Source organism: Sphingomonas sp. S2M10 (assembly GCF_012650175.1).
Taxonomy (GTDB): domain Bacteria; phylum Pseudomonadota; class Alphaproteobacteria; order Sphingomonadales; family Sphingomonadaceae; genus Sphingomonas.
Window position 1 is genome coordinate 52,370 of record NZ_JAAILI010000014.1, and the last position, 21,938, is coordinate 74,307.

The 21,938-nt window shown below is 64.2% G+C and carries 33 protein-coding genes; 1 reads left to right on the forward strand and 32 read right to left on the reverse strand.

The features are described 5' to 3' along the window. Positions 1-61: 61 nt before the first annotated feature. Positions 62-583, reverse strand: a complete 522-nt coding sequence (locus S2M10_RS05015) for a vgr related protein (RefSeq protein ID WP_247650653.1) — start codon at positions 581-583, stop codon at positions 62-64. A 264-nt stretch (positions 584-847) separates the two neighbouring features. Between S2M10_RS05015 and S2M10_RS05020 the strand changes: the two genes are divergently transcribed. Beyond that, complete coding sequence (locus S2M10_RS05020) at positions 848-1,237, forward strand: hypothetical protein (protein WP_211090880.1); 390 nt, start codon at positions 848-850, stop codon at positions 1,235-1,237. A gap of 60 nt (positions 1,238-1,297) precedes the next feature. On the opposite strand, the gene S2M10_RS05025 is transcribed toward S2M10_RS05020, so the two are convergent. The 31 genes from S2M10_RS05025 to tuf all read right to left on the reverse strand — a co-directional run bounded on the left by S2M10_RS05025 (position 1,298) and on the right by tuf (position 21,871). Next, complete coding sequence (locus S2M10_RS05025; protein WP_168845182.1) at positions 1,298-3,454, reverse strand: prolyl oligopeptidase family serine peptidase; 2,157 nt, start codon at positions 3,452-3,454, stop codon at positions 1,298-1,300. Positions 3,455-3,504: 50 nt separating this feature from the next. Next, complete coding sequence (locus S2M10_RS22925) at positions 3,505-3,633, reverse strand: hypothetical protein (RefSeq protein WP_282098026.1); 129 nt, start codon at positions 3,631-3,633, stop codon at positions 3,505-3,507. A 206-nt stretch (positions 3,634-3,839) separates the two neighbouring features. Continuing rightward, complete coding sequence (rplQ, locus tag S2M10_RS05030; protein ID WP_019368405.1) at positions 3,840-4,262, reverse strand: 50S ribosomal protein L17; 423 nt, start codon at positions 4,260-4,262, stop codon at positions 3,840-3,842. 221 nt (positions 4,263-4,483) lie between these two features. Then, positions 4,484-5,551, reverse strand: coding sequence for a DNA-directed RNA polymerase subunit alpha (locus S2M10_RS05035; protein WP_168845183.1), 1,068 nt, complete (start codon positions 5,549-5,551; stop codon positions 4,484-4,486). Between the two features lie 99 nt (positions 5,552-5,650). Then, entirely contained in the window at positions 5,651-6,040 is a 390-nt protein-coding gene (gene rpsK / locus S2M10_RS05040; RefSeq protein WP_019368402.1) for a 30S ribosomal protein S11, read from the reverse strand. Between the two features lie 79 nt (positions 6,041-6,119). After that, complete coding sequence (gene rpsM, locus S2M10_RS05045) at positions 6,120-6,488, reverse strand: 30S ribosomal protein S13 (protein WP_010545744.1); 369 nt, start codon at positions 6,486-6,488, stop codon at positions 6,120-6,122. 866 nt (positions 6,489-7,354) lie between these two features. Beyond that, positions 7,355-8,008, reverse strand: a complete 654-nt coding sequence (locus S2M10_RS05050; RefSeq protein WP_168845184.1) for an adenylate kinase — start codon at positions 8,006-8,008, stop codon at positions 7,355-7,357. Between the two features lie 30 nt (positions 8,009-8,038). Next, entirely contained in the window at positions 8,039-9,403 is a 1,365-nt protein-coding gene (gene secY / locus S2M10_RS05055; protein WP_168845185.1) for a preprotein translocase subunit SecY, read from the reverse strand. Between the two features lie 218 nt (positions 9,404-9,621). Further along, positions 9,622-10,152: a 50S ribosomal protein L15 gene (rplO, locus tag S2M10_RS05060; RefSeq protein ID WP_168845186.1), complete on the reverse strand. Its 531-nt coding sequence runs from the start codon at positions 10,150-10,152 to the stop codon at positions 9,622-9,624. A gap of 157 nt (positions 10,153-10,309) precedes the next feature. Further along, a complete protein-coding gene (locus S2M10_RS05065; protein WP_168845187.1) occupies positions 10,310-10,735 on the reverse strand; it encodes an ACT domain-containing protein in 426 nt (141 codons plus the stop codon). Positions 10,736-10,956: 221 nt separating this feature from the next. Continuing rightward, positions 10,957-11,136: a 50S ribosomal protein L30 gene (rpmD, locus tag S2M10_RS05070; protein WP_019369689.1), complete on the reverse strand. Its 180-nt coding sequence runs from the start codon at positions 11,134-11,136 to the stop codon at positions 10,957-10,959. A 6-nt stretch (positions 11,137-11,142) separates the two neighbouring features. After that, a complete protein-coding gene (gene rpsE / locus S2M10_RS05075; protein ID WP_168845188.1) occupies positions 11,143-11,859 on the reverse strand; it encodes a 30S ribosomal protein S5 in 717 nt (238 codons plus the stop codon). A gap of 2 nt (positions 11,860-11,861) precedes the next feature. After that, positions 11,862-12,221: a 50S ribosomal protein L18 gene (gene rplR / locus S2M10_RS05080; RefSeq protein WP_026009165.1), complete on the reverse strand. Its 360-nt coding sequence runs from the start codon at positions 12,219-12,221 to the stop codon at positions 11,862-11,864. Then, a complete protein-coding gene (gene rplF / locus S2M10_RS05085; protein ID WP_010545735.1) occupies positions 12,221-12,754 on the reverse strand; it encodes a 50S ribosomal protein L6 in 534 nt (177 codons plus the stop codon). The genes rplR and rplF overlap by 1 nt, the downstream gene beginning before the upstream one ends. After that, positions 12,754-13,149, reverse strand: a complete 396-nt coding sequence (rpsH, locus tag S2M10_RS05090) for a 30S ribosomal protein S8 (protein WP_010545734.1) — start codon at positions 13,147-13,149, stop codon at positions 12,754-12,756. The genes rplF and rpsH overlap by 1 nt, the downstream gene beginning before the upstream one ends. A gap of 12 nt (positions 13,150-13,161) precedes the next feature. Next, positions 13,162-13,467, reverse strand: coding sequence for a 30S ribosomal protein S14 (gene rpsN / locus S2M10_RS05095; RefSeq protein ID WP_010545733.1), 306 nt, complete (start codon positions 13,465-13,467; stop codon positions 13,162-13,164). Between the two features lie 19 nt (positions 13,468-13,486). Next, positions 13,487-14,068 carry a 50S ribosomal protein L5 gene (gene rplE / locus S2M10_RS05100; RefSeq protein ID WP_010545732.1) on the reverse strand — a complete coding sequence of 194 codons (582 nt, stop codon included), beginning with the start codon at positions 14,066-14,068 and terminating at the stop codon, positions 13,487-13,489. Next, positions 14,061-14,378 (reverse strand): 50S ribosomal protein L24, encoded by a 318-nt coding sequence (gene rplX, locus S2M10_RS05105; RefSeq protein ID WP_121074316.1) that lies wholly within the window; start codon positions 14,376-14,378, stop codon positions 14,061-14,063. Before rplX ends, rplE begins: the two co-directional genes overlap by 8 nt. Continuing rightward, positions 14,378-14,746: a 50S ribosomal protein L14 gene (gene rplN / locus S2M10_RS05110; RefSeq protein ID WP_010545730.1), complete on the reverse strand. Its 369-nt coding sequence runs from the start codon at positions 14,744-14,746 to the stop codon at positions 14,378-14,380. The genes rplX and rplN overlap by 1 nt, the downstream gene beginning before the upstream one ends. A gap of 142 nt (positions 14,747-14,888) precedes the next feature. Then, positions 14,889-15,155, reverse strand: a complete 267-nt coding sequence (rpsQ, locus tag S2M10_RS05115; RefSeq protein ID WP_010545729.1) for a 30S ribosomal protein S17 — start codon at positions 15,153-15,155, stop codon at positions 14,889-14,891. 13 nt (positions 15,156-15,168) lie between these two features. After that, positions 15,169-15,372, reverse strand: a complete 204-nt coding sequence (gene rpmC, locus S2M10_RS05120) for a 50S ribosomal protein L29 (RefSeq protein WP_010545728.1) — start codon at positions 15,370-15,372, stop codon at positions 15,169-15,171. A 5-nt stretch (positions 15,373-15,377) separates the two neighbouring features. After that, positions 15,378-15,809: a 50S ribosomal protein L16 gene (gene rplP / locus S2M10_RS05125; protein ID WP_010545727.1), complete on the reverse strand. Its 432-nt coding sequence runs from the start codon at positions 15,807-15,809 to the stop codon at positions 15,378-15,380. 16 nt (positions 15,810-15,825) lie between these two features. Further along, the gene (rpsC, locus tag S2M10_RS05130; RefSeq protein WP_010545726.1) at positions 15,826-16,536 is read right to left on the reverse strand and encodes a 30S ribosomal protein S3; all 711 of its coding nucleotides are present in this window, start codon (positions 16,534-16,536) and stop codon (positions 15,826-15,828) included. Next, positions 16,536-16,913 (reverse strand): 50S ribosomal protein L22, encoded by a 378-nt coding sequence (gene rplV / locus S2M10_RS05135; RefSeq protein WP_010545725.1) that lies wholly within the window; start codon positions 16,911-16,913, stop codon positions 16,536-16,538. Before rplV ends, rpsC begins: the two co-directional genes overlap by 1 nt. After that, positions 16,913-17,191, reverse strand: coding sequence for a 30S ribosomal protein S19 (gene rpsS / locus S2M10_RS05140; protein WP_010545724.1), 279 nt, complete (start codon positions 17,189-17,191; stop codon positions 16,913-16,915). Before rpsS ends, rplV begins: the two co-directional genes overlap by 1 nt. Positions 17,192-17,194: 3 nt before the next feature. Next, positions 17,195-18,046 (reverse strand): 50S ribosomal protein L2, encoded by an 852-nt coding sequence (rplB, locus tag S2M10_RS05145; protein WP_010545723.1) that lies wholly within the window; start codon positions 18,044-18,046, stop codon positions 17,195-17,197. 4 nt (positions 18,047-18,050) lie between these two features. Then, positions 18,051-18,362, reverse strand: a complete 312-nt coding sequence (locus S2M10_RS05150) for a 50S ribosomal protein L23 (protein WP_010545722.1) — start codon at positions 18,360-18,362, stop codon at positions 18,051-18,053. Further along, entirely contained in the window at positions 18,355-18,981 is a 627-nt protein-coding gene (gene rplD, locus S2M10_RS05155) for a 50S ribosomal protein L4 (protein WP_168845189.1), read from the reverse strand. The genes S2M10_RS05150 and rplD overlap by 8 nt, the downstream gene beginning before the upstream one ends. Further along, positions 18,982-19,731, reverse strand: coding sequence for a 50S ribosomal protein L3 (gene rplC / locus S2M10_RS05160; protein WP_010545720.1), 750 nt, complete (start codon positions 19,729-19,731; stop codon positions 18,982-18,984). It lies immediately after the preceding gene. Positions 19,732-20,096: 365 nt separating this feature from the next. Then, on the reverse strand, positions 20,097-20,408 hold the full coding sequence (gene rpsJ, locus S2M10_RS05165) for a 30S ribosomal protein S10 (RefSeq protein ID WP_010545719.1): 312 nt from the start codon (positions 20,406-20,408) through the stop codon (positions 20,097-20,099). Between the two features lie 269 nt (positions 20,409-20,677). Continuing rightward, positions 20,678-21,871 (reverse strand): elongation factor Tu, encoded by a 1,194-nt coding sequence (gene tuf, locus S2M10_RS05170; RefSeq protein WP_064313341.1) that lies wholly within the window; start codon positions 21,869-21,871, stop codon positions 20,678-20,680. Positions 21,872-21,938 lie beyond the last annotated feature (67 nt).

Here is a 21,938-nt window from a genome sequence, read left to right on the forward strand (position 1 = left end):
GCACCAGCGCCAATGGATCCCCGCCTTCGCGGGGATGACGGCTAAGGACGGTGCGCTACGCCTACCCTGTCCCGAACGGCAGGATCGTCTCCAGCGTCGCCAGCGGCGGCGCTCCCGGCACCGTTGCACCTTGGCGCAACAGGAAGACGTGGCGAACGATCTCCGCCTGCTGCTCGATGCCGTAGCGCGCCAGCGTCCAGCCCGGCTTGATGCTGTAGTGGTAGCGGCAAAAGGGGTGCCGCCGCAGCACCAGGTTGAGCCCCTGCTGGTGCTGCCAGACGTGCACGAGTTCGTGGATCAGGTGCCCCTGCAGCCCCAGCCCGGCGGTGGCGAAGCACTCCCGGTAGGCATCGCCCGCCGGATGGAAGTGGAGATGGCCGCGTGGCGCCATCGTCACATTGCGCGGCTGGAAGGGAAACCATTTCCGCCGGAAGATCCGCACCGGATCGAGGTCGATCGCGCTGCCGAACACACTCGTCGCGAGCCCTTTTTCCGCAACGGTCAGCGCACGCCCGCCCGACGCACGCAGCGCAGGCGCGGCACCTGCATCGGTTCGATCGCGCGAAGGGATGGGCGTCGTCATTGAGTCTAGGTGGGCTGCCACGTGCCCAGTGTCAAAGCAGTCGCGCCACTGCGCCAACGATCATCGGCCCCTCGCCTTCGCCCATAATGGTGACCGACACAATTCTTCAAAATCTTCAATAGAGTGACAATGGAGACATTTGCCTCACCGTTACGGACCAAACATCGCTTACCCAATTTGGTATGAATAACCGATAAGACAACGTCGGACTTAGCCGACTCCAAATGATTTTGAGAGGATCATACCGTGGCAACCATCAATATCATGATTCCAATCGACGTCGAGACCGCGCAATCCACCGCCAGTGGCAATACAATAACGCAGGGCCTGTATATGATCGACACTACAGGCTATCAGGGAACTTCGGAGGGCGGCAGCGAGCTGACCACGCCATGCCATACCGGCGATGTGCTGGTGTGGACCACCTATCCGATCAATCCCGACGACAATGTCGCGATTTCGGGCTTCACCGGCCAGTGCATCGACGATGGCGTGTTCCAGAAGCTGAGCCAGCAGCAGACCCCGGCCGGCGTTCCCTATTGGACCTGCGTGATCAACAACGGCACGGCAGCAGGCACCTACCAGTATAGCCTCAACATCAACATGTCGAACAAGACCTATAGCTACGATCCTTTCGTGAATGTCCTCAGCTGACCTTTCTACCGATCCGGGCACGGCCGGCGCGCGGATGTCCGCTGCCGGCCGTGCCTGGCGTCACCGCGCCCCGCCGTCTCGGATCGCGAGCCCGGTCCACTTGGCGGCGAACGCCCAGAGGTCGGCGGTTTCCTCGATCACCTTGTCGGTGGGCTTGCCCGAGCCATGGCCGGCGCGAGTCTCGATGCGGATCAGATGCGGGCGGTCGCCGATCTGCGCATGCTGGAGCGCCGCCGTGTATTTGAAGCTGTGGCCGGGCACCACGCGGTCGTCGGTATCCGCCGTGCTCACCAGAATCGCGGGATATTCCACGCCGCTCTTGATGTTGTGATAGGGCGAATAGGCGTAGAGCCGCTTGAAGTCCGCTTCCTTCGACGGATAGCCATAGTCATCCACCCAGTAGCGCCCGGCGGTGAACCGGTCGAAGCGGGTCATGTCCATCACGCCCACCGCGGGCAGCGCCGCAGCGAACAGGTCGGGACGCTGGTTGGTGACCGCACCGACCAGCAGGCCGCCGTTCGATCCGCCCTGGATCGCCAGCTGGCCCTTGCCGGTGATGCCTTCCCGGATCAGATACTCGCCCGCGCCGATGAAATCGTCGAACACGTTCTGCTTGTTGGCGAGGCGGCCGCCATCGTGCCACGCCTTGCCATATTCGCCGCCGCCGCGGATGTTGGCCACGACGAACACGCCGCCCTGCTCCAGCCACGCCAGCCGCCCCGCCGAGAAGCCCGGGGTGATCGGAATGTTGAACCCGCCATAGCCGTAGAGGATCGTCGGCGCGGGGCCGGTGACGCTCTTCTTCTTGACGATGAACATCGGCACCCTGGTGCCGTCCTTCGATGCGTAGAAGCGCTGTTCGACCGCATAGTCCTGCGGGTTGAAGGCGACCTTGGGCTGCGCCCAGGGCTCGGCCTTGCCGGTCTTGACGTCGTAGCGGAAGATCGTCGTCGGATAGTTGAAGCTGGTGAAGGCGAAGAAGGTTTCGCCGTCATGCGGATGCCCGCCAAAGCCGCTCGCGGTGCCGATCCCCGGCAGCGCCACCTTGCCGTCGGCCTTGCCGTCCAGCGTGTAGCGGCGCACCTCGGTGGCGGCATCGACCATGTAGCTGAGGATCAACCGGTCGCCGACGATCGACTGGCCGGCCAGCGTCTCCTTCTGCTCGGGCACCACCTCGTGCGGGGTCAGCGCCGGATCGGCGAGATCGATGGTGACAATCCGCTGGCGCGGGGCGCCGTCGTCGGTCGCGAACCAGAACTTCGTTCCGACATTGCCGATCGCCGACCAGTCATGCTCGAGCTTGCCGATGACGGTCTTCGCCTTCCAGGCGCGATCCTTGAGATCGACGATGTGGACGAGATTCTTGTTGTCGGTCCCTTCGCTGGTGCTGATCACCAGATAGCGGCCATCGTCGGTGATGCCGGCATAATGGCTCTGCTTGGGCGTCGTAGGCGTCTCATAGACCAGCCGATCGGCGCTCCGCTGGGTGCCGAGCTTGTGGAAATAGACGCGGTGGTTCTCATTGAGCGCCTGGAACTTGGCGTCCGCCGGCGGCTCGGGATAGCGCGAATAGAAGAAGCCGCTGCCGTCCTTCGCCCACGCCACGCCCATGGTGAACTTGGCCCAGCTCACCGTGTCGCCGGTCTCCTTGCCGGTGGCAACGTCGAGTATCTTGATCGTCCGCCAGTCGGTGCCGCCGTCCTGGATCGAATAGGCGAGCAGCTTGCCGTCCTCGCTCGGCAGCCATTCGGCAAGCGCGGTGGCGCCGTCCTTCGACCAGCCATTGGGGTCGATCAGCACGCGGCCTTGGCCGTTCAGGCCGTCGCGGACGAACAACACCGCCTGGTTCTGCAGGCCGCTGTTGTGCGCATAGAAATAGTGGCCGCCCTTCTGCTCGGGCAGGCCGAATCGCTCATAATCGAACAGCTGCTTGATCCGGCCTTTCAGCGCCGCGCGCCCCGGCAGCGTCGCCAGATAGGCGTCGGTCACCTTGTTCTCGGCCTCAACCCAGGCGGCCACTTGCGTGTCGTTGCGGACGTCGTTTTCCAGCCAGCGATACGGATCGGCGACCTTCACCCCGAACTGTTCGTCCACCACATCGACGCGGCGGGTTTCGGGATAGGCGAAGTTGGACATCGGCGCGGTCGTCTCCGGCTTGGGGGTCTGGGCAAAGGCGGGGCTGGCAAAGAGTAACGGCAGGATCAATGCACGGCGCATTCAAGGGCTCCCTGAGAATGCGCCCACCCTAGGCAGGCCGGCGCCCCGGCTCAAGCAAAGCCGGTAAGCTCGATCGCCCAGGCAAAGGCCGCGAGCGGCGACAGCGCCAGCAGCGCGGCGATCCACGCGCCGACATCGATGGGCGCGGACCGCCGCGCCCGTTTGGACTTGCGAGACATGTTGTTCCTCCAGCACCGCCTGCCGAGGCGATGCACCCTGTTCGGCGGCGGAAATGGGGAGCGCCGGCGGGTTTGCAAGCGAAACGAAACTTGGGTGGGTGGAAGGGCTTCTAGTCCGCCTCCGCTTGCGGGAGGGGGCGAAGAAAAGAAAAGGGCGGCCGCACCAGCGACCGCCCTTCCCTTGTTCATTCCGAACGAAATGCCGATCAGGCGGCTTCGTCGAAATCCTCGTCCGACATCACCGGACCCGAATCCTGGCCCTTGGCCGAGACATCGCGGTCGACGAACTCGATGATCGCCATCGGCGACGCGTCCGAGGCGCGGATGCCGGCCTTGATGATGCGGGTATAGCCACCGTTGCGATCGGCATAGCGCGCGGCCAGCACGTCGAACAGCTTCACCAGCTGGGCGTCGTCCATCAGGCGCGCATGGGCCAGACGACGGTTGGACAGGCCACCCTTCTTGGCGAGGGTGATCAGCTTCTCGACGTACGGGCGCAGTTCCTTCGCCTTGGCGACGGTGGTGGTGATCTGCTCGTGCTTGATGAGCGCGGCGCTCATGTTGCGGAACAGGGCAATACGGTGAGCCGAGGTACGCTGCAGCTTACGACCGCCTACACGATGGCGCATGGTGTCTTCCTTCGTTCGTTAAGGGGCCGTTCGACGGAACCCCAGACCAGGCGGTGCGATCAGGGCCACCGCCCAAAACCCTAAGTTTAGAAAGTTTAGGCTCGCGCAAAACTTCCCTTGCCGGTCCGACGCGGCGAAGCCGCGTCGTCGGTCGAGCCGTTGCCGGCTCGCCGGCCGGGCTATCGCCGTCTCGCGGGTAGCTCGCGCTACCCGCGTGCGGCTCAGCCCATGATCTCCTGCTCGAGCTTCTTGGCCATTTCCTCGATGTTCTCGGGCGGCCAGCCCGGGATTTCCATGCCCAGGCGCAGGCCCATGCTGGACAGGACTTCCTTGATCTCGTTGAGCGACTTGCGGCCGAAGTTCGGCGTGCGCAGCATCTCGGCTTCGGTCTTCTGGACCAGATCGCCGATATAGATGATGTTGTCGTTCTTGAGGCAGTTGGCCGAGCGGACCGAAAGCTCCAGCTCGTCGACCTTCTTGAGCAGATAGCGGTTGATCTGCGCGGCATCGCCCGCAGCACCTTCCGCCGGAGCCGCTGCCGGCGCCATGCCGACCGGGGCTGCCCGGGTGATCGACGAATCGTCGAAGTGGACGAACAGCGCCAGCTGGTCCTGGAGAATACGCGCGGCATAGGCCAGCGAGTCCTCCGGGGTCACCGTGCCGTCGGTTTCGACGGTCAGCGTGAGCTTGTCGTAATCGAGCTCCTGGCCCACGCGGGTGTTCTCGACCTTGTAGGACACCTGACGGACCGGGCTGAACAGCGCATCGACCGGGATCAGGCCGATCGGCGCATCGGCCGGGCGGTTCGCGGTAGCGGGCACATAGCCCTTACCCACGTCCGCGGTCAGTTCCATGTTCAGGGTCGCGCCGTCGTCGAGGTGGCAGATCACCAGCTCGGGGTTCATCACTTCGATGTCGCCCGAAACCGCGATGTCGCCCGCCTTCACTTCCGCCGGGCCGGTGGCCGACAGCTGGAGACGCTTGGGGCCTTCGCCCTGCATCTTGAGCGCGATCTGCTTCACGTTGAGGACGATGTCGGTCACGTCCTCGCGCACGCCGGCGAGCGACGAGAATTCGTGCAGCACATTCTCGATCTTGATCGAGGTCACTGCCGCACCCTGCAGCGACGACAGCAGCACGCGACGCAGCGCGTTGCCGAGCGTGAGGCCGAAGCCCCGCTCCAGCGGCTCGGCGACGAAGGTCGACTTCCGCTTGGGATCGCCACCGGGCTTCTTCTCGAGGCCGTTGGGCTTCTTGAGTTCCTGCCAGTTCTTAGCGTTGACCGACACGGGCTTTCCTCATGTTGGGCGGGGAGGAGGCATTCCCCGCCAGGTACCTACTGCAAGACCGCGAGACCCGCCTCAGGGCCCGCGGTGCAAGCAGGACGTTTAGACGCGGCGACGCTTCGACGGCCGCACGCCGTTATGGGGGATCGCCGTCACGTCGCGGATCGAGGTGATCTGGAAGCCGACCGCCTGCAGCGCGCGGAGCGCCGACTCACGGCCCGAACCCGGACCCTTCACTTCGACCTCGAGGGTGCGAACGCCGTGCTCGGCAGCCTTGCGGCCGGCGTCTTCGGCGGCGACCTGGGCGGCGTACGGGGTCGACTTGCGCGAGCCCTTGAAGCCCATCATGCCGGCCGACGACCAGCTGATCGCGTTGCCCTGCGCATCGGTGATGGTGATCATGGTGTTGTTGAAGCTGGCGTTCACATGCGCGACGCCGGCGGTGATGTTCTTGCGTTCGCGACGGCGAATACGCTGCGGTTCACGTGCCATTTGGAATTTCCTGACCTAGAAGCTTGGTGCCTGGAGGCGCGGGGCCTCGGGGGAAGAAGTGCGCGCTGGAGAGCGCTGCTTACTTCTTCTTGCCGGCGATCGGCTTGGCCTTGCCCTTGCGGGTGCGCGCATTGGTGTGCGTGCGCTGGCCGCGGACCGGCAGGCCCTTGCGGTGACGCAGGCCGCGATAGCAGGCCAGGTCCATCAGGCGCTTGATGTTCATCGCCACCTGGCGACGGAGATCACCTTCCACGGTGTAGCCGGCGTCGATCGCTTCGCGGATCTGCAACACTTCCTGGTCGCTCAGGTCCTGCACGCGGCGCTCCGGCGCGATGCCGAGCTGCGTGGTGAGTTCCTTGGCCTTTGCGGGGCCGATGCCGTGGATATACTGCAGCGCGATGACGACGCGCTTGTTGGTCGGGATGTTAACACCCGCAATACGTGCCATGAAATATATTCTCCCAGCTCCACGAGGCACTGCATGGCAGCGGCGCCCCATCTCGTAGCGTTGCCTTCCGAAATGCAGCGGCACGACGCACGCAATGGAGCGCCGCCGTAATCTACTGTTCCGGAAGTTGGGCGAGATACGGGGCCGCAGGCGAACTGTCAAGCGCCGCGGAGCCGCAAAATGCTCAACCCTCCTTATATAGCAAGGTTCCCGGCACGCCAAGCGCGGTGAGGGGTGCGGCGGTGAGGCGCGTCCCGTTTCGGATAGGGGGATCGGCTTAATTCCCGCTCCCGCCTGCGGGAGGGGTTAGGGGAAGGTACGACGTGGAGGTTCTAGCTCGCACATTGCCACGGCATACACGCCCTGCACCTCCAGATTGCGCGAGCAAACTGCCGCCTGACACCCCACCGTCATTCCCGCGAAGGCGGGAATCCATCCGCCTGTGCGCTGGGGGCAAGAACCGGGATACCAGCGCCAATGGATCCCCGCCTTCGCGGGGATGACGGTGGTTTGTGGGAAGCTAGCGGGCCTTCCGGCGCACGTCCCCTGCTCGGTTGATTCGCTTCATATTTCGTTGAAGATCGAGAGCCACAATCCACCGCGAAACAGCTCCGGCGCCTAAGAGAAAGCCAGAAAGCAAGGCGGCGCGGTTCCAAGGCGAAATGATGCCTTTCAGCAGCTCATTTGCGTAACCAACGTAGAAACAGGCAGCAACGAACACCCCGCCCGCAAGGCCCACCATGAGTTTAGTTCGCGAGATCATCAGTCACACAATGCCCGGTCACGCCAATGTTCGCTAGTGGGGCCGGAACGAACAAAGCAATCACCCAGAATCAAAAAAGGCGGGGTTTCCCCCGCCCTTCCCGTTATCCCTGCCCGTCGAGCACCGCGGCGATCTGCCGCGTCACTTCGTCGATATCGGCCATGCCGTCGACTCGCCGGACCAGCCCCTTCGCCTCGTAGAAGGGCAGGATCGGCGCGGTCTTGGCGCGGTACTCCGCCATGCGGGTGCGCACCGTCTCGGCATTGTCGTCGGGGCGGCGCTTGAACTCGGTAGAGCCGCACACGTCGCACACGCCCTCCACCTTGGGCAGCTTGTACTTGTCGTGATAGCCCTCGCCGCACTTGGCGCAGGTGAAGCGACCCTCGACGCGATCGACCAGCGCCTCTTCGTTGACCAGCAGCTCGATCACATAGTCGAGCTTGCGGCCGCGCTCGCTGAGCAGCCCGTCGAGCGACTCGGCCTGCGCATAGGTGCGCGGATAGCCGTCGAAGATCGCGCCCTTCTCGGTATCGGCCATGTCGAGCCGCTCGCCGATGATGCCCGAGACGATGTCGTCGGAGACGAGCTGGCCCGCCTCCATCACTGCCTTGGCCTTCAGGCCCGTGGGCGTCCCCGCCTTCACCGCGGCGCGCAGCATGTCGCCCGTCGACAGCTGCACCATGCCGCGCTCGGTCTCGAGACGCTTTGCCTGGGTGCCCTTACCGGCCCCCGGCGGACCCAACAGGATGATGTTCAACAGGTACCTCCCCTAGTGCCGCCGCGCCGATCAGCGCGCACGGCCGCCCTTCAGCTTCGCCTTCTTGATCAGGTCGCCATACTGGTGGGCCAGCAGGTGCGACTGGATCTGCGTCACCGTATCCATGGTTACGTTGACGACGATGAGAAGGCTAGTGCCGCCCATCAGGAACGGGATGCTCATCGCGGAGAACGCCCATTCCGGGACCAGGCAGATGATGGTCAGATAGGCTGCACCGATCACGGTGATGCGGGTCAGCACATAGTCGAAATACAGCTCGGTGTTCTTGCCCGGACGGATGCCGGGGACGAAGCCGCCATAGCGCTTCAGATTGTCCGCCGTCTCCTCGGGGTTGAAGACCACCGCGGTGTAGAAGAACGAGAAGAAGATGATGCCGGCCGCGTAGAGCGACATGTAGATCGGCGAACCGTGGCGCAGCCAGATGTTCAGGTTCGAGATCAGGTCGCCGATCCAGCTCTCGCCCGACACGCTCTGGCCGGCGAACTGGGTGATCGTCAGCGGCAGCAGCAGCAGCGACGAGGCGAAGATCGGGGGGATCACGCCGGCGGTGTTGAGCTTGAGCGGCAGGTGGCTGCGCTCGGCCTGCACCCCGCGCGCGGTCTGGCGCTTGGGATACTGGATCAGGATGCGGCGCTGCGCGCGCTCCATGAAGCAGATGAACAGCACCAGCAGCGCGACGCCGACGATCACGAAGATCAGCCGCAGCGGATCGATCGAGCCCGAACGGCCGCTCTCGAACAGCTGGACGATCGTGACCGGCAGGCGGGCGACGATGCCGGCCATGATGATCAGCGAGATGCCGTTGCCGATGCCGCGGCTGGTGATCTGCTCGCCGATCCACATCAGGAACATGGTGCCGCCGATCAGGCTGACCACGGCGGTGAGGGTGAAGGCCAGGCCCGGCTCGACCACGGGGCTCAGCCCCTTGGCGGCGCCAGCGGCCTCCAGACCCTGCACCAGGAAGAAGCCCTGCACCGCGGTGAGCAGCACCGTGCCGTAGCGGGTGTACTGGTTCAGCCGCTTGCGGCCGCTCTCGCCTTCCTTCTTGATCGCGTTGAGCTGCGGCGACAGCGAGGTCGCCAGCTGCACGACGATCGACGCGGTGATATAGGGCATCACGCCCATCGCCACGATCGACATGCGCGACAGCGCGCCGCCGGTGAAGTTGTTGAAGAAGTCGAGCACGCCGCCTTGGGTCTGCTGCGCGAGCAGGCCGAGCGCGGTCGGGTCGATGCCCGGCAGCGGCACATAGCTCAGCATGCGGAAGACGATCAGCGCGCCGAGGGTGAACCACAGGCGCTTCTTGAGGTCGGTGGCCTTGCTGAACTTCGCCAGATTGATGCTGGAGGCCAGCTGGTCGGCTGCGGATGCCATTTCGTATCTTCGTCCCGGATAAGTGACGGGCGCTCCCCCGCCCTGCGGGGAAGCATATAGGGCCTGCGCGCGGCTTGTCTAAGCCCTGCTGCGCAATTCCCGATCGCCCTGAGCTTGTCGAAGGGCCGTTTTTCTGTGGACGAGGAAGAAAGAACGGCCTTTGGGCAAGCCCAGCACGAAGGAAGGCGGAGCCTTGGGAGCCCCGCCTTCGCCTTTCGTCAGCCCTGCTTGGCAGCCTTGGCAGCGGCTTGGGCCGTGCGGTGCTTCGCCTTGTGCTTCTCGGCGGCCGGAACGATCTCCGGCACGGTGACCGAGCCACCGGCCTTCTCGACCGCTTCGCGCGCACCGGCGGAAACGCCGGCGACGGTGAAGTTCAGCTTCGCGGTCAGTTCGCCCTTGCCGAGCAGACGCACGCCGTCCTTGCCGCCACGGGCCAGGCCGGCGGCCTTCAGCGCGGCGTGATCGATGTCGGTGCCGGTCAGCTTGCCGGCGTCAACAGCCTTCTGGATCTCGCCCAGGTTCACCTCGGCATAGTCCTTGGCGAAGATGTTGTTGAAGCCGCGCTTCGGCAGACGCATGTGGAGCGGCATCTGGCCGCCCTCGAAGCCCTTGATCGAGACGCCTTCGCGGCTCTTCTGACCCTTGACGCCGCGGCCGCCGGTCTTGCCCTTGCCCGAGCCGATACCACGGCCGATGCGCATGCGGCGATGACGGGCGCCCTGGTTGTCGTTGAGTTCGTTCAGCTTCATGATGTGTGCACTCGCTTTCGCTTTTGTCGCGCGTTGTAAGGAAGCGCGGGCTCATAGCGGTGAGCGAGGGGAATGTCGACTCTTGTTTACTAGGCGGCATCGGCAAAGCGCATGGCAAGGCCAACGCCGATTAGCAGCAGCCGCTCTCGACCAAGTCTCAACTCCGCGTCGCGCAAGCCTCACGTTGCACCAGCGAGAGGATCTCGATGGCCCTTTGCGCCATCCCCTCCGGAACGAATACATTGTCGTGATAATATGCAGCAATCATATTGCAGGGTATGCCGTGGTCGGCGAGCGCCGTAGCCACCCCAGCAGTGAGCCCGACGCCATCCAGGGCAGAAAATACCTCCAGCACAATCCGGGCCATAGGCATCGCCAGTGAAAAACCATGCCGTTTCGCATCCGACTCCTCAAGAACCAGGGCAACCCCCTCGTTTTCCCGAAACGTTGCGAGACTCCGACTCGAAAGGGAGGTAACGACGTCCACGTCATTTGTTGTGCAGAAATAATACCTGCCCTCTTTAAGAGTAGGCTTCATGCCCGCCAGCATAGCCAGGCGGTCGCGCACAAGTTCGTTTTCCATTTCTAATCCCAAAACATCTGAATTGGCCGATATGGACCCAGCCTGACGGATCACACTGGGCGGCTAATTCGATGACTGTCGCGACGAAAGTGGATCACGCACGGACTATATCTGCATCGCGATCCTTTGCCTAGCGCGGGCGATGGGCAACCAAAAACGAAAAAGGGCGGTGGTTGCCCACCGCCCTTTTCCAATGTCGCTTGGGTCAGCGAACCGAAGCCTCAGCCCTCGATCACTTCCACCATGTGCGGCAGCTTGCGGATCATGCCGCGGACCTCGGGGCTGTCTTCCAGCTCCGAAACCTTGTGCATCTTGTTGAGGCCAAGGCCGATCAGCGTGGCGCGCTGATCCTTGGTGCGGCGGATCGGCGAGCCGATCTGCTTGATCTTGATCTTCGCCATGATCGATTACTCCGTAACGGCCGCAGCGTCCGCCTCGGCGGTCTGCGAACCACCGCGGCCGAGCAGGTCGGCGATCTTCTTGCCACGGCGCTGCGCGACCGACTTCGGCGAAGTCTGCTCACCCAGGGCCTCGAACGTGGCGCGGATCATGTTGTACGGGTTCGAGGTGCCGACCGACTTGGTCACCACATCGGCCACGCCCAGCGATTCGAAGATCGCGCGCATCGGGCCGCCGGCGATGATGCCGGTACCCTGGGGCGCCGAACGGACGGTCACGCGGCCTGCGCCGAAATGGCCGTTGCCGTCGTGGTGCAGCGTGCGGCCTTCCTTCAGCGGAACGCGGATCATAGCCTTCTTCGCCGAAGCGGTCGCCTTCGAGATGGCTTCCGGCACTTCGCGCGCCTTGCCATGACCGAAGCCGACACGGCCCTTGCCGTCGCCGACGACGACGAGCGCTGCGAAGCCGAAGCGCTTGCCGCCCTTCACCGTCTTCGAGACGCGGTTGATGTGGACGAGCTTCTCGATGAGCTCCTCGCCTTGTTCTTCGTTGTTGCGACGGTCGTCGCGACGGCCACGGTTGCCGTCACGGCCCCGGCCACCGCGATCCCCGCGCTCGCCACCGCCGCGGCCGCCACGGCCACCGCGATTGCCGCGGTTGCCCTGGTCCTGGCCGGCGTCCTGCGCCTCGACCGGCGCTTCGGTCGTGTTGATTTCATCGGCCATCGTTAGAACTCCAATCCGCTCTCACGCGCGGCATCCGCCAGCGCCTTGACGCGACCATGGTAGAGGAAGCCACCGCGGTCGAAGACGACCTGGGTGATGCCGGCGGCCTTGGCGGCCTCGGCAACGCGCTTGCCCACTTCCTGCGCCGCGGCGATCGTGGCGCCGGTCTGGCCACGCACGTCCTTCTCGAGCGTGGAGGCCGAGGCGACGGTGCGACCCTGGGTATCGTCGATCACCTGGGCATAGATGTGCTTGCCCGAGCGATGGATCGACAGACGAGGACGGCCACCGGCCCGCGCACGCAGCGCGGTACGGTTGCGGCGACGACGCTTTTCGAAAAGCGAAAGACCCTTGGTGCTGATCACTTCTTCTTCCCTTCCTTGCGGAAGATGAATTCGCCATCGTACTTGATGCCCTTGCCCTTATAGGGCTCCGGCTTGCGCCAACGGCGGATTTCCGCGGCCACCTGGCCGACCTTCTGCTTGTCGATGCCCGAGATCTCGACCGTGGTCTGATCCGGCGTCTTGATCTCGATCCCCTCGGGGATGTCGAAGTTGACGTCGTGCGAATAGCCGAGCTGCAGCTTCAGGACCTTGCCCTGCGAGGCAGCGCGGTAGCCCACGCCGGTGATCAGCAGCTTCTTGGTGAAGCCGGTGGTCACGCCGGTGACGAGGTTCTGCACCAGGGTACGCTGCATGCCCCAGAAGGCACGGGCGCGCTTGGTCTCGTTCGCCGGCTGCACCGAGATGCCGCCGTCGGTGAGCTCGTACTTGATGTCGTCCGCGAGCGGCATGGTGAGGGTCCCCTTGGGACCCTTCACCGAGATCTGCCCGCCGTCGATGTTCGCGGTCACGCCCGCGGGGACGGGAACCGGCTTCTTACCGATGCGGCTCATCAGAACACCTCCGCGAGCACTTCGCCGCCGACATTCTGTTCGCGCGCTTCGGCGTCGGACAGAACGCCGCGAGGCGTCGAGACGATCGTGATGCCGAGGCCGTTACGGACGCGCGGAAGCTCCTGCGAACCCGAATAGACACGGCGGCCCGGCTTCGAGATGCGCGCGACGTGCTTGATCGCCGGCTGACCCTCGAAATACTTCAGCTCGATGCGGATGCCGGCCGCGGGGCCCATCTGCTCTTCGCTGTAGCCACGGATATAGCCCTCGCGCTGAAGCACGTCGAGGACACGGACACGCAACTTCGACGCCGGCGTGAGGACGGAGTCCTTGCGCGCGCGCTGGCCGTTGCGGATGCGGGTGAGCATGTCACCCAGGGGATCGGTCACTGCCATCTTGCGTGTCCTTTACCAGCTCGACTTCGTGACACCCGGGATCAGGCCCTTGTTGGCCAGATCGCGCAGCATGACACGTGCGAGACGGAACTTGCGGTAATAAGCGCGGGGACGACCCGTCAGCTCACACCGGTTGCGAATGCGGGTCGGGTTCCCGTTGCGGGGAATCTCGGCCATCTTGAGCCGTGCGATGAGACGCTCGGTCTCATCCAGGCTTTCGTCGTTCGCAATCGCCTTGAGCTTCGCGTACTTGCCGGCGTACTTCTTCACCAGCTGCTTGCGACGCTCGTTCTTGTTGATCGAACTCAGTTTCGCCATGACTTAAGTTCTTCCTTCCTTACGCCGCCTGCTTCGTTTCGCCGTCCGCCTGCGGGAACGGGAAACCGAAGAGACGGAGAAGCTCGCGAGCCTCGTCATCCGTCTTGGCAGTGGTGGTAACGATCACGTCCATGCCGCGCACCTTGTCGATGCGGTCATAGTTGATTTCGGGGAACACGAGCTGTTCCTTCAGGCCGCAGGCATAGTTGCCACGACCGTCGAACGACTTCGGGTTCAGGCCGCGGAAGTCGCGGACGCGCGGGAGCGCGATCGTGATGAAACGATCGAGGAACTCGTACATGCGCTCACGACGAAGGGTAACCTTCGCACCGATTGGCATGCCTTCACGCAGCTTGAACTGCGCGATCGACTTCTTCGCCTTGGTCACGACCGGCTTCTGGCCGGCGATCAGTTCCATTTCAGAAGCGGCCTGCTCGACCTTCTTCTTGTCCTGGGTGGCTTCGCCAACGCCCATGTTCAGCACGATCTTCTCGATGCGCGGAATTTCCATGACGTTCTTGTAGCCGAACTTCTCGGTCATCGCCTTGACGATCTGCTCGTCATAGAGCTTGCGCAGGCGAGGCGTGTACTTGTCAGCCATTGATGACCTCCCCGGTCTTGACGGCGACGCGAACCTTCTTGCCGTCGCGTTCTTCGAAGCGGACGCGGGTCGGCTTGCCGTCGGCGGTCACGTGCGCGACCTTCGAGACATGCAGCGGCGCTTCGATGCGCACCAGGCCACCCTGGGGCTCGCCCTGGGTCGGCTTCTTGTGGCGCACGGCGATGTTCACGCCGGAAACGACGACCTTGTCGTCCTTCGGCAGCGACTTGACGACTTCACCGGTCTTGCCCTTGTCCTTGCCGGACAGGATTACGACCTTGTCGCCCTTCTTGATCTTGGCAGCAGCCATCACAGCACCTCGGGGGCGAGCGAAATGATCTTCATGAAGCCCTTCGAGCGGAGCTCGCGGACCACCGGGCCAAAGATACGGGTGCCGATCGGCTCCTCGTTCTTGTTGACCAGCACGGCGGCGTTACCGTCGAAACGGATCACCGAGCCGTCGGTGCGGCGGATGTCCTTCGCCGTGCGGACGATAACCGCGCGGTGGACGTCGCCCTTCTTAACCTTGCCGCGGGGGGCGGCTTCCTTGATGCTGACGACGATGACGTCGCCCACGCCGGCGAAGCGACGCTTCGACCCGCCCAGCACCTTGATGCACTGCACCCGCTTCGCGCCGCTGTTGTCAGCGACGTCGAGATTGGACTGCATCTGGATCATCGATCCGGTTCCTTCTCGTTTGGCCTGCCGGGACGCGCCCGGTGGTTCCGTTTCTAATGCGTCACCCCGGCCTCACGGCCGGGGCACCAAAGCGGCGGCGTATGACCGCAACTCGAGTTCTCCGCAAGAGCGGAGATGACGATTATGCGTCGACCGTGTTCGGCGTCGCGTGGGTATCGACCCGCCCGATCACCTTCCAGGTCTTCAGCTTGGAGATCGGCGCAGTCTCTTCGATGCGCACGGTCTCGCCGGCCTTGTACTCATTCGCCTCGTCATGGGCGTGGTACTTCTTCGAGCGGCGGATGATCTTCCCGTAGAGCGGGTGCTTCACCTTACGCTCCACGAGAACCACCACGGTCTTGTCGCCCTTGTCCGAGACGATGTTCCCGGTCAGCACGCGCTTCGGCATGGTCTCGGTCCTCTTACTTGGCAGTCGAGCGCGAGCGCTCGTTCTGCAGCGTCTTGATACGGGCGATGTCGCGACGCACTTCCCGCACGCGGGTCGGCTTCTCGAGCTGGCTGGTGGCGGCCTGGAAGCGCAGGTTGAACTGCTCGCGCTTCAGGTTGCCCAGCTGCTCGGCGAGCTGGTCGTCGGTGTTGGCCCGAAAGTCGGTTGCCTTGGTCATTTCTATCAGCCCTCCAGGTGCGTCGTGTCGCCGAGGCGAGCGACGACCTTGGTCTTGATCGGCAGCTTCATCGCGGCGCGCTCGAACGCTTCCGCGGCGAGCGGGCCGGGAACGCCGTCCAGCTCGAACAGGATGCGGCCCGGCTTGACGCGGGCGACCCAGAATTCCGGCGAACCCTTGCCCGAGCCCATGCGGACTTCGGCGGGCTTCGACGAAACGGGAACATCCGGGAAGATGCGGATCCAGAGACGACCCTGACGCTTGATGTGACGCGTGATCGCGCGGCGAGCCGCCTCGATCTGGCGCGCGGTGATCCGCTCGGGCTCCATCGCCTTCAGGCCATAGGAGCCGAAGTTGAGCGCCGTGCCACCCTTGGCTTCGCCATGGATGCGGCCCTTGAAGGCCTTGCGGAACTTGGTGCGCTTCGGTTGCAGCATTGTTCTGTCCTAGTCCTTAGCGGCGATGATCGTCGCGCGACGGGCGCACGCCCGAGGTCTGTGCCTCGAGGTTCAGCCGGTCCTGCGCCATCGGATCGTGGCCGAGGATTTCGCCCTTGAAGATCCAGACCTTCACGCCGCACACGCCATAGGCGGTGTGGGCTTCGGCCTCGGCATAGTCGACGTTCGCGCGCAGCGTGTGCAGCGGAACGCGGCCTTCGCGGTACCATTCGGTGCGGGCGATTTCCGCGCCGCCCAGACGGCCGGCGCAGGTGATACGAATGCCTTCGGCGCCGAGACGGAGCGCCGACTGCACCGCGCGCTTCATCGCACGACGGAACGCGATACGGCGCTCCAGCTGGTCCGCCACGCCCTGCGCGACGAGCTTCGCATCGACTTCCGGCTTGCGGATCTCGACGATGTTGAGCGAGACGTCGGACGAGGTCATCGCGCCGAGCGTCTTGCGCAGCTTCTCGATGTCCGCGCCCTTCTTGCCGATGATCACGCCGGGACGCGCCGCGAAGATCGAGATGCGGCACAGCTTGGCCGGACGCTCGATGACCACCTTCGAGATCGCGGCCTGCGGCAGCGTCTTGAGGATGAACTTGCGGATCTTGAGGTCCTCCAGCAGCAGACGGCCATAGTCATGGCCTTCCGCGAACCAGCGGCTGTCCCAGGTGCGGTTGATCTGCAGGCGCAGACCGATGGGATTGCTCTTCTGACCCATTATGCTTCTTCCTGCTCGCGCACGACGATGCGCAGACGGCTGAACGGCTTCAGGATGCGGGTGGACTTGCCACGGCCGCGCGTCGCAAAGCGCTTCATCGTGATCGACTTGCCGACCGAGGCCTCGGCGACGACGAGGGCGTCGACGTCGAGGTTGTGGTTGTTCTCGGCGTTGGCGATGGCCGAAGCCAGCACCTTGCGCGCGTCGACCGCCATCGCCTTCTTCGAGAAGGCGAGGATGTTCATCGCTTCAGCCGCAGTACGACCACGGATCAGACCGGCAACCAGGTTCAGCTTCTGGGCCGAACCACGGATCTGGGTGGCGACGGCAAGGGCTTCCTTGTCGCCGACCTTACGGGGGGCTGCCTGCTTGCTCATTAGCGCTTACCCTTCTTGTCGGCGGCGTGGCCGGGGAAGAAGCGAGTCGGCGCGAACTCGCCGAGCTTCATGCCGACCATTTCCTCGTTGACCGACACCGGCACGAACTTGCGGCCGTTGTAGACGTTGAACGTCAGACCAACGAACTGCGGGAGGATCGTCGAGCGACGCGACCAGGTCTTGATCGGACCAGCGCGCGTGCCCTGATCCTGGGCGGCTTCTGCCTTCTTGAGAAGGTGCAGGTCCACGAACGGACCCTTCCATACGGAGCGAGCCATCTATCAGCCCTTCTTCTTCGCGTGACGCGAACGGATGATCATCTTGTCCGTCGCCTTGTTGTGGCGGGTGCGCGCACCCTTGGTCGGCTTGCCCCACGGGGTAACCGGATGACGGCCGCCCGAGGTACGGCCTTCACCACCGCCGTGCGGGTGGTCGACCGGGTTCTTCGCGACACCGCGGGTGAGCGGACGCGCACCCTGCCAGCGGCTACGACCGGCCTTGCCGAAGTTCTGGTTCTGGTTGTCGGGGTTCGACACCGCACCCACCGTCGCCATGCAGGCGGCGTGGATGTAGCGCTGCTCGCCCGAGCCCAGACGCACGATCACCATGCCGCGGTCACGACCGACGACCTGGACGTACGCACCGGCCGAACGGGCGATCTGACCGCCCTTGCCCGGCTTCATCTCCACATTGTGGACGATGGTGCCGACCGGCATCTGGCCCAGCTCCATGGCGTTGCCCGGCTTCACGTCGGTCTTCTTGCCCGCGATCACCTTGTCGCCGACAGCGAGACGCTGCGGCGCGATGATGTAGGCCAGACGATCCTTGCCGGCTTCGTCGGCGCCGTAGTTGATCAGCGCGATGAAGGCGGTGCGGTTCGGGTCATACTCGATCCGCTCGACAGTGCCTTCGACGTCCCACAGGCGGCGCTTGAAATCGACGATGCGATAGCGCTGCTTGTGACCGCCGCCGATGCCGCGCGAGGTGACATGGCCCTTGTTGTTACGGCCGCCGGTCTTCGTCTTGCCTTCGGTCAGCGCCTTGACGGGGCGACCCTTGAAGAGCTGCGAGCGGTCGATCAGGATCAGCCCGCGGACGCCAGGCGACGTCGGATTATAGTTCTTGAGCGCCATGGTCTCAGATCCCCGTGGTCACGTCGATCTGTTCGCCCTGGGCGAGCGTCACGACCGCTTTCTTAAAGTCCGAACGGCGGTAGGGCGCGCCCTTCCACTTCTTGGTCTTGCCCTTCTGGACGAGGGTGTTCACGCCGGTGACCTTGACGTTGAACAGCGCCTCGACGGCAGCCTTGATCTCCGGCTTGGTCGCGTCGTTGGCGACCTTGAAGACCACGGCGTTCGCCTCGGAGACGAGCGTCGACTTTTCGGTGATGTGCGGGGCGAGCACCACGTCGTAGTGACGGATGTCGACCGGCTTGGACTGCTTAGCCATTGAAGCGCGCCTCCAGCTTCTCGACGGCAGCGCGGGTCAGGACCAGCGTGTCGCTCTTCAGGATGTCGTAGACGTTGGCGCCGATCGCCGGCAGCACGTCCACCTGGTGCAGGTTGCCTGCCGCCAGCGCGAAGCTGTTCTCGATGGTGTCGCCATCGATCACCAGGGCCTTCTTGCCGAAGCCCAGCTTCTCCAGGTTGCCGGCCAGGACCTTGGTCTTGCCGTTCTCGACGACCAGGCTGTCCATGACGATCAGCGAACCCGCCTTGGCGTGGCTCGACAGCGCCATCTTCAGGCCCAGCGCGCGGATCTTCTTGTTCAGCGACGGATTGAAGTCGCGAACACGGGCACCGTGCGCCTTACCACCGCCGATGAACACCGGCGCGCGGCGATCGCCGTGACGGGCGGTACCGCCGCCCTTCTGGCGACCCCACTTCTTGCCCGTACGCGCAACGTCGGCGCGCTCGCGGGTGCCGCGGGCGGTGCCGCGACGCTTCTCGAGCTGCCAGGTGACGACGCGGTGCAGGATGTCGGCGCGCGGATCGAGACCGAAGATCTCGTCGTTGAGCTCGATATCGCCCTTCTCGGCGGCGTCGAGGGTTTGAACCTTGACCTTCACTTAGCCCTCCTGGCCTTCGGTGGCTTCCGGAGCGGCCACGGCGGGCGCTTCGGCGGGAGCCTCGTTGCTGTTCGCGACGGTCTTCAGACCGGCGGGGTACGGCGCTTCGGCGTGACGGGCGACCTTGACGGCGTCCTTCACGATCAGCCAGCCGCCCTTCGAGCCCGGAACCGAACCCTTGACGAAGATCAGGCCGCGCTCGGCATCGGTGCCGACCACTTCCAGATTCTGCTGGGTGCGATTGCGGTCGCCCATGTGACCGGCCATCTTCTTGTTCTTGAAGACGCGACCCGGATCCTGGCGGTTACCGGTCGAACCGTGCGAACGGTGCGAGACGGAAACGCCGTGGGTGGCGCGCAGACCGCCGAAGCCCCAACGCTTCATGGCGCCGGCGAAACCCTTACCCTGGGTACGGCCCGACACGTCGACCAGCTGGCCTGCGACGAAATGGTCGGCCGAGATCTCGGCGCCCACGTCCAGCAGACCATCTTCCTCGACGCGGAATTCGCAGAGGATCGCCTTCGGCTCGACTTCGGCCTTGCCGAAGTGGCCGCGCTGCGGCTTGGCGACGTTCTTGGCCTTCGCCGTGCCGGCGCCGACCTGAACGGCCACATAGCCATCCTTTTCGGTGGTGCGCTGTGCCACCACCTGGACGCCTTCCAGTGCCAGAACGGTCACCGGCACGTGCCGGCCGTCGTCCTGGAACAGGCGGGTCATCCCCATCTTCTTCGCGATAACGCCAGTGCGCATCGGCCTGTTGCTCCTATCACAGAGGCACCCCCGGGACCATTCCCGCGGGTGCGTGTTCAACCCTGCATGTTTTACTGCGAAGCCCCCGTCCGGGCTGAACCTCCACCTTGCGGTGGAAGAGACGGGGGACGCAGGCCCGGCCACTCGAAAGCCGCCGGCGGTATCCCTTGTCGCTGCGAGCCTTAAGTGGCTCGCCACTCCTTGCGTTGGATCGGGAAACGATCCGGTCGAGGAGGATGGCGACTCCACCAAGGGAGTCGCGAATCTCGAGGAAGCGGCACCTTTACGTCAGCTAGGCTTCCATGTCCACCGCATTAAAGGGTGAACGCCAAAAGCCCCCGCGAAGCGCGGGGGCCAAAGCCGGCTCAGGCCAGCTTGATCTCGACGTCGACGCCGGCAGCCAGGTCGAGCTTCATGAGCGCGTCCACGGTCTGCGGGGTCGGCTGAACGATGTCGAGCATGCGCTTGTAGGTGCGCGTCTCGAACTGCTCGCGCGACTTCTTATCGATGTGCGGGCCACGGTTGACCGTGAACTTGTCGATGTGAGTCGGGAGCGGGATGGGGCCACGGATGAGGGCGCCGGTACGGCGGGCGGTGTCGGCAATGTCGCCGGCAGCCTGATCGAGCACGCGGTGATCGAACGCCTTGAGGCGAATGCGGATATTCTGCGTTTCCATGGTCCTACCGATGCGAAAGAGCGGGGCAACGCACCCAATTGCCATCCCGGCGAAGCCCCGGCCCCTGCCCCTTCCGCTGCTGGAGCGATTCGGGCGGCGCCGGTTGAACCGGAACGGCGGCTGGATGGCCGCCTCTTGCTGTTGAACTCAAAACTCGAAGGGCGCGCCTTTAACGGCCCTTCTATAAAAAGGCAACCGCCCGACACTCATTTTCTGAGTGCCGGGCGGAACCTTTTTGCAGTCACCTGCGGGCATGCGCCCGCAAATGCTTACTTGTCGATCGAGGCAACCACGCCCGCGCCGACGGTACGACCGCCCTCACGGATGGTGAAGCGCTGGCCGACGTCCATAGCGATCGGCGCGATCAGCTTGACGCCGAGAGCGATGTTGTCGCCCGGCATCACCATCTCGGTGCCCTCGGGCAGCTCGACGGTGCCGGTCACGTCCGTGGTACGGAAGTAGAACTGCGGACGATAGTTCGCGAAGAACGGCGTGTGACGGCCACCCTCGTCCTTCGACAGGACGTACACTTCCGACTTGAACTCGGTGTGCGGCTTGATCGAGCCCGGCTTAGCCAGAACCTGACCACGCTCCACTTCGTCGCGAGCGACGCCGCGCAGCAGCGCACCGACGTTGTCGCCGGCCTGGCCCTGGTCGAGCAGCTTGCGGAACATTTCGACGCCCGTGACGGTGGTCTTGCGGGTGTCGTGGATGCCGACGATCTCGACTTCTTCACCAACCTTGATGATGCCTGTTTCGACACGGCCGGTCACCACGGTGCCGCGACCCGAGATCGAGAACACGTCTTCGATCGGCATCATGAACGGCTTGTCGAGCGGACGCTCCGGCTCCGGGATCGACTCGTCGACAGCGGCCATGAGGGCCAGGATGGCGTCCTTGCCGAGCTTGTCGTCGGTCGCGTTCAGAGCGGCGGTCGCCGAACCACGGATGATCGGAATGTTGTCGCCGTCGAACTCACGCTTGGAGAGCTCTTCACGGATTTCCATCTCGACCAGCTCGAGGATTTCCTCGTCGTCGACCAGGTCGCACTTGTTGAGGAACACGACCATGGTCGGCACGCCGACCTGACGGGCGAGCAGGATGTGCTCCTTGGTCTGCGGCATCGGACCGTCGGTCGCCGCCACCACCAGGATCGCGCCGTCCATCTGCGCCGCGCCGGTGATCATGTTCTTCACATAGTCGGCGTGACCCGGGCAGTCGACGTGCGCATAGTGGCGGCTGTTGGTCTCATACTCGACGTGCGCGGTCGAGATGGTGATGCCGCGCTCGCGCTCTTCCGGCGCCTTGTCGATGTTCGCGAAATCGACCGCAGCGTTACCCGCAACGTTCTCCGCGAGGATCTTCGTGATCGCAGCCGTCAGCGACGTCTTGCCATGGTCGACGTGACCGATGGTGCCGATGTTGAGGTGCGGTTTGCTCCGATCGAACTTTGCCTTCGCCATTGTCTTCCTACCTTCTGATTCAATTTCCCGTGCCGCATGGGGACTCGCGAGAACGCGGCCCCATAGC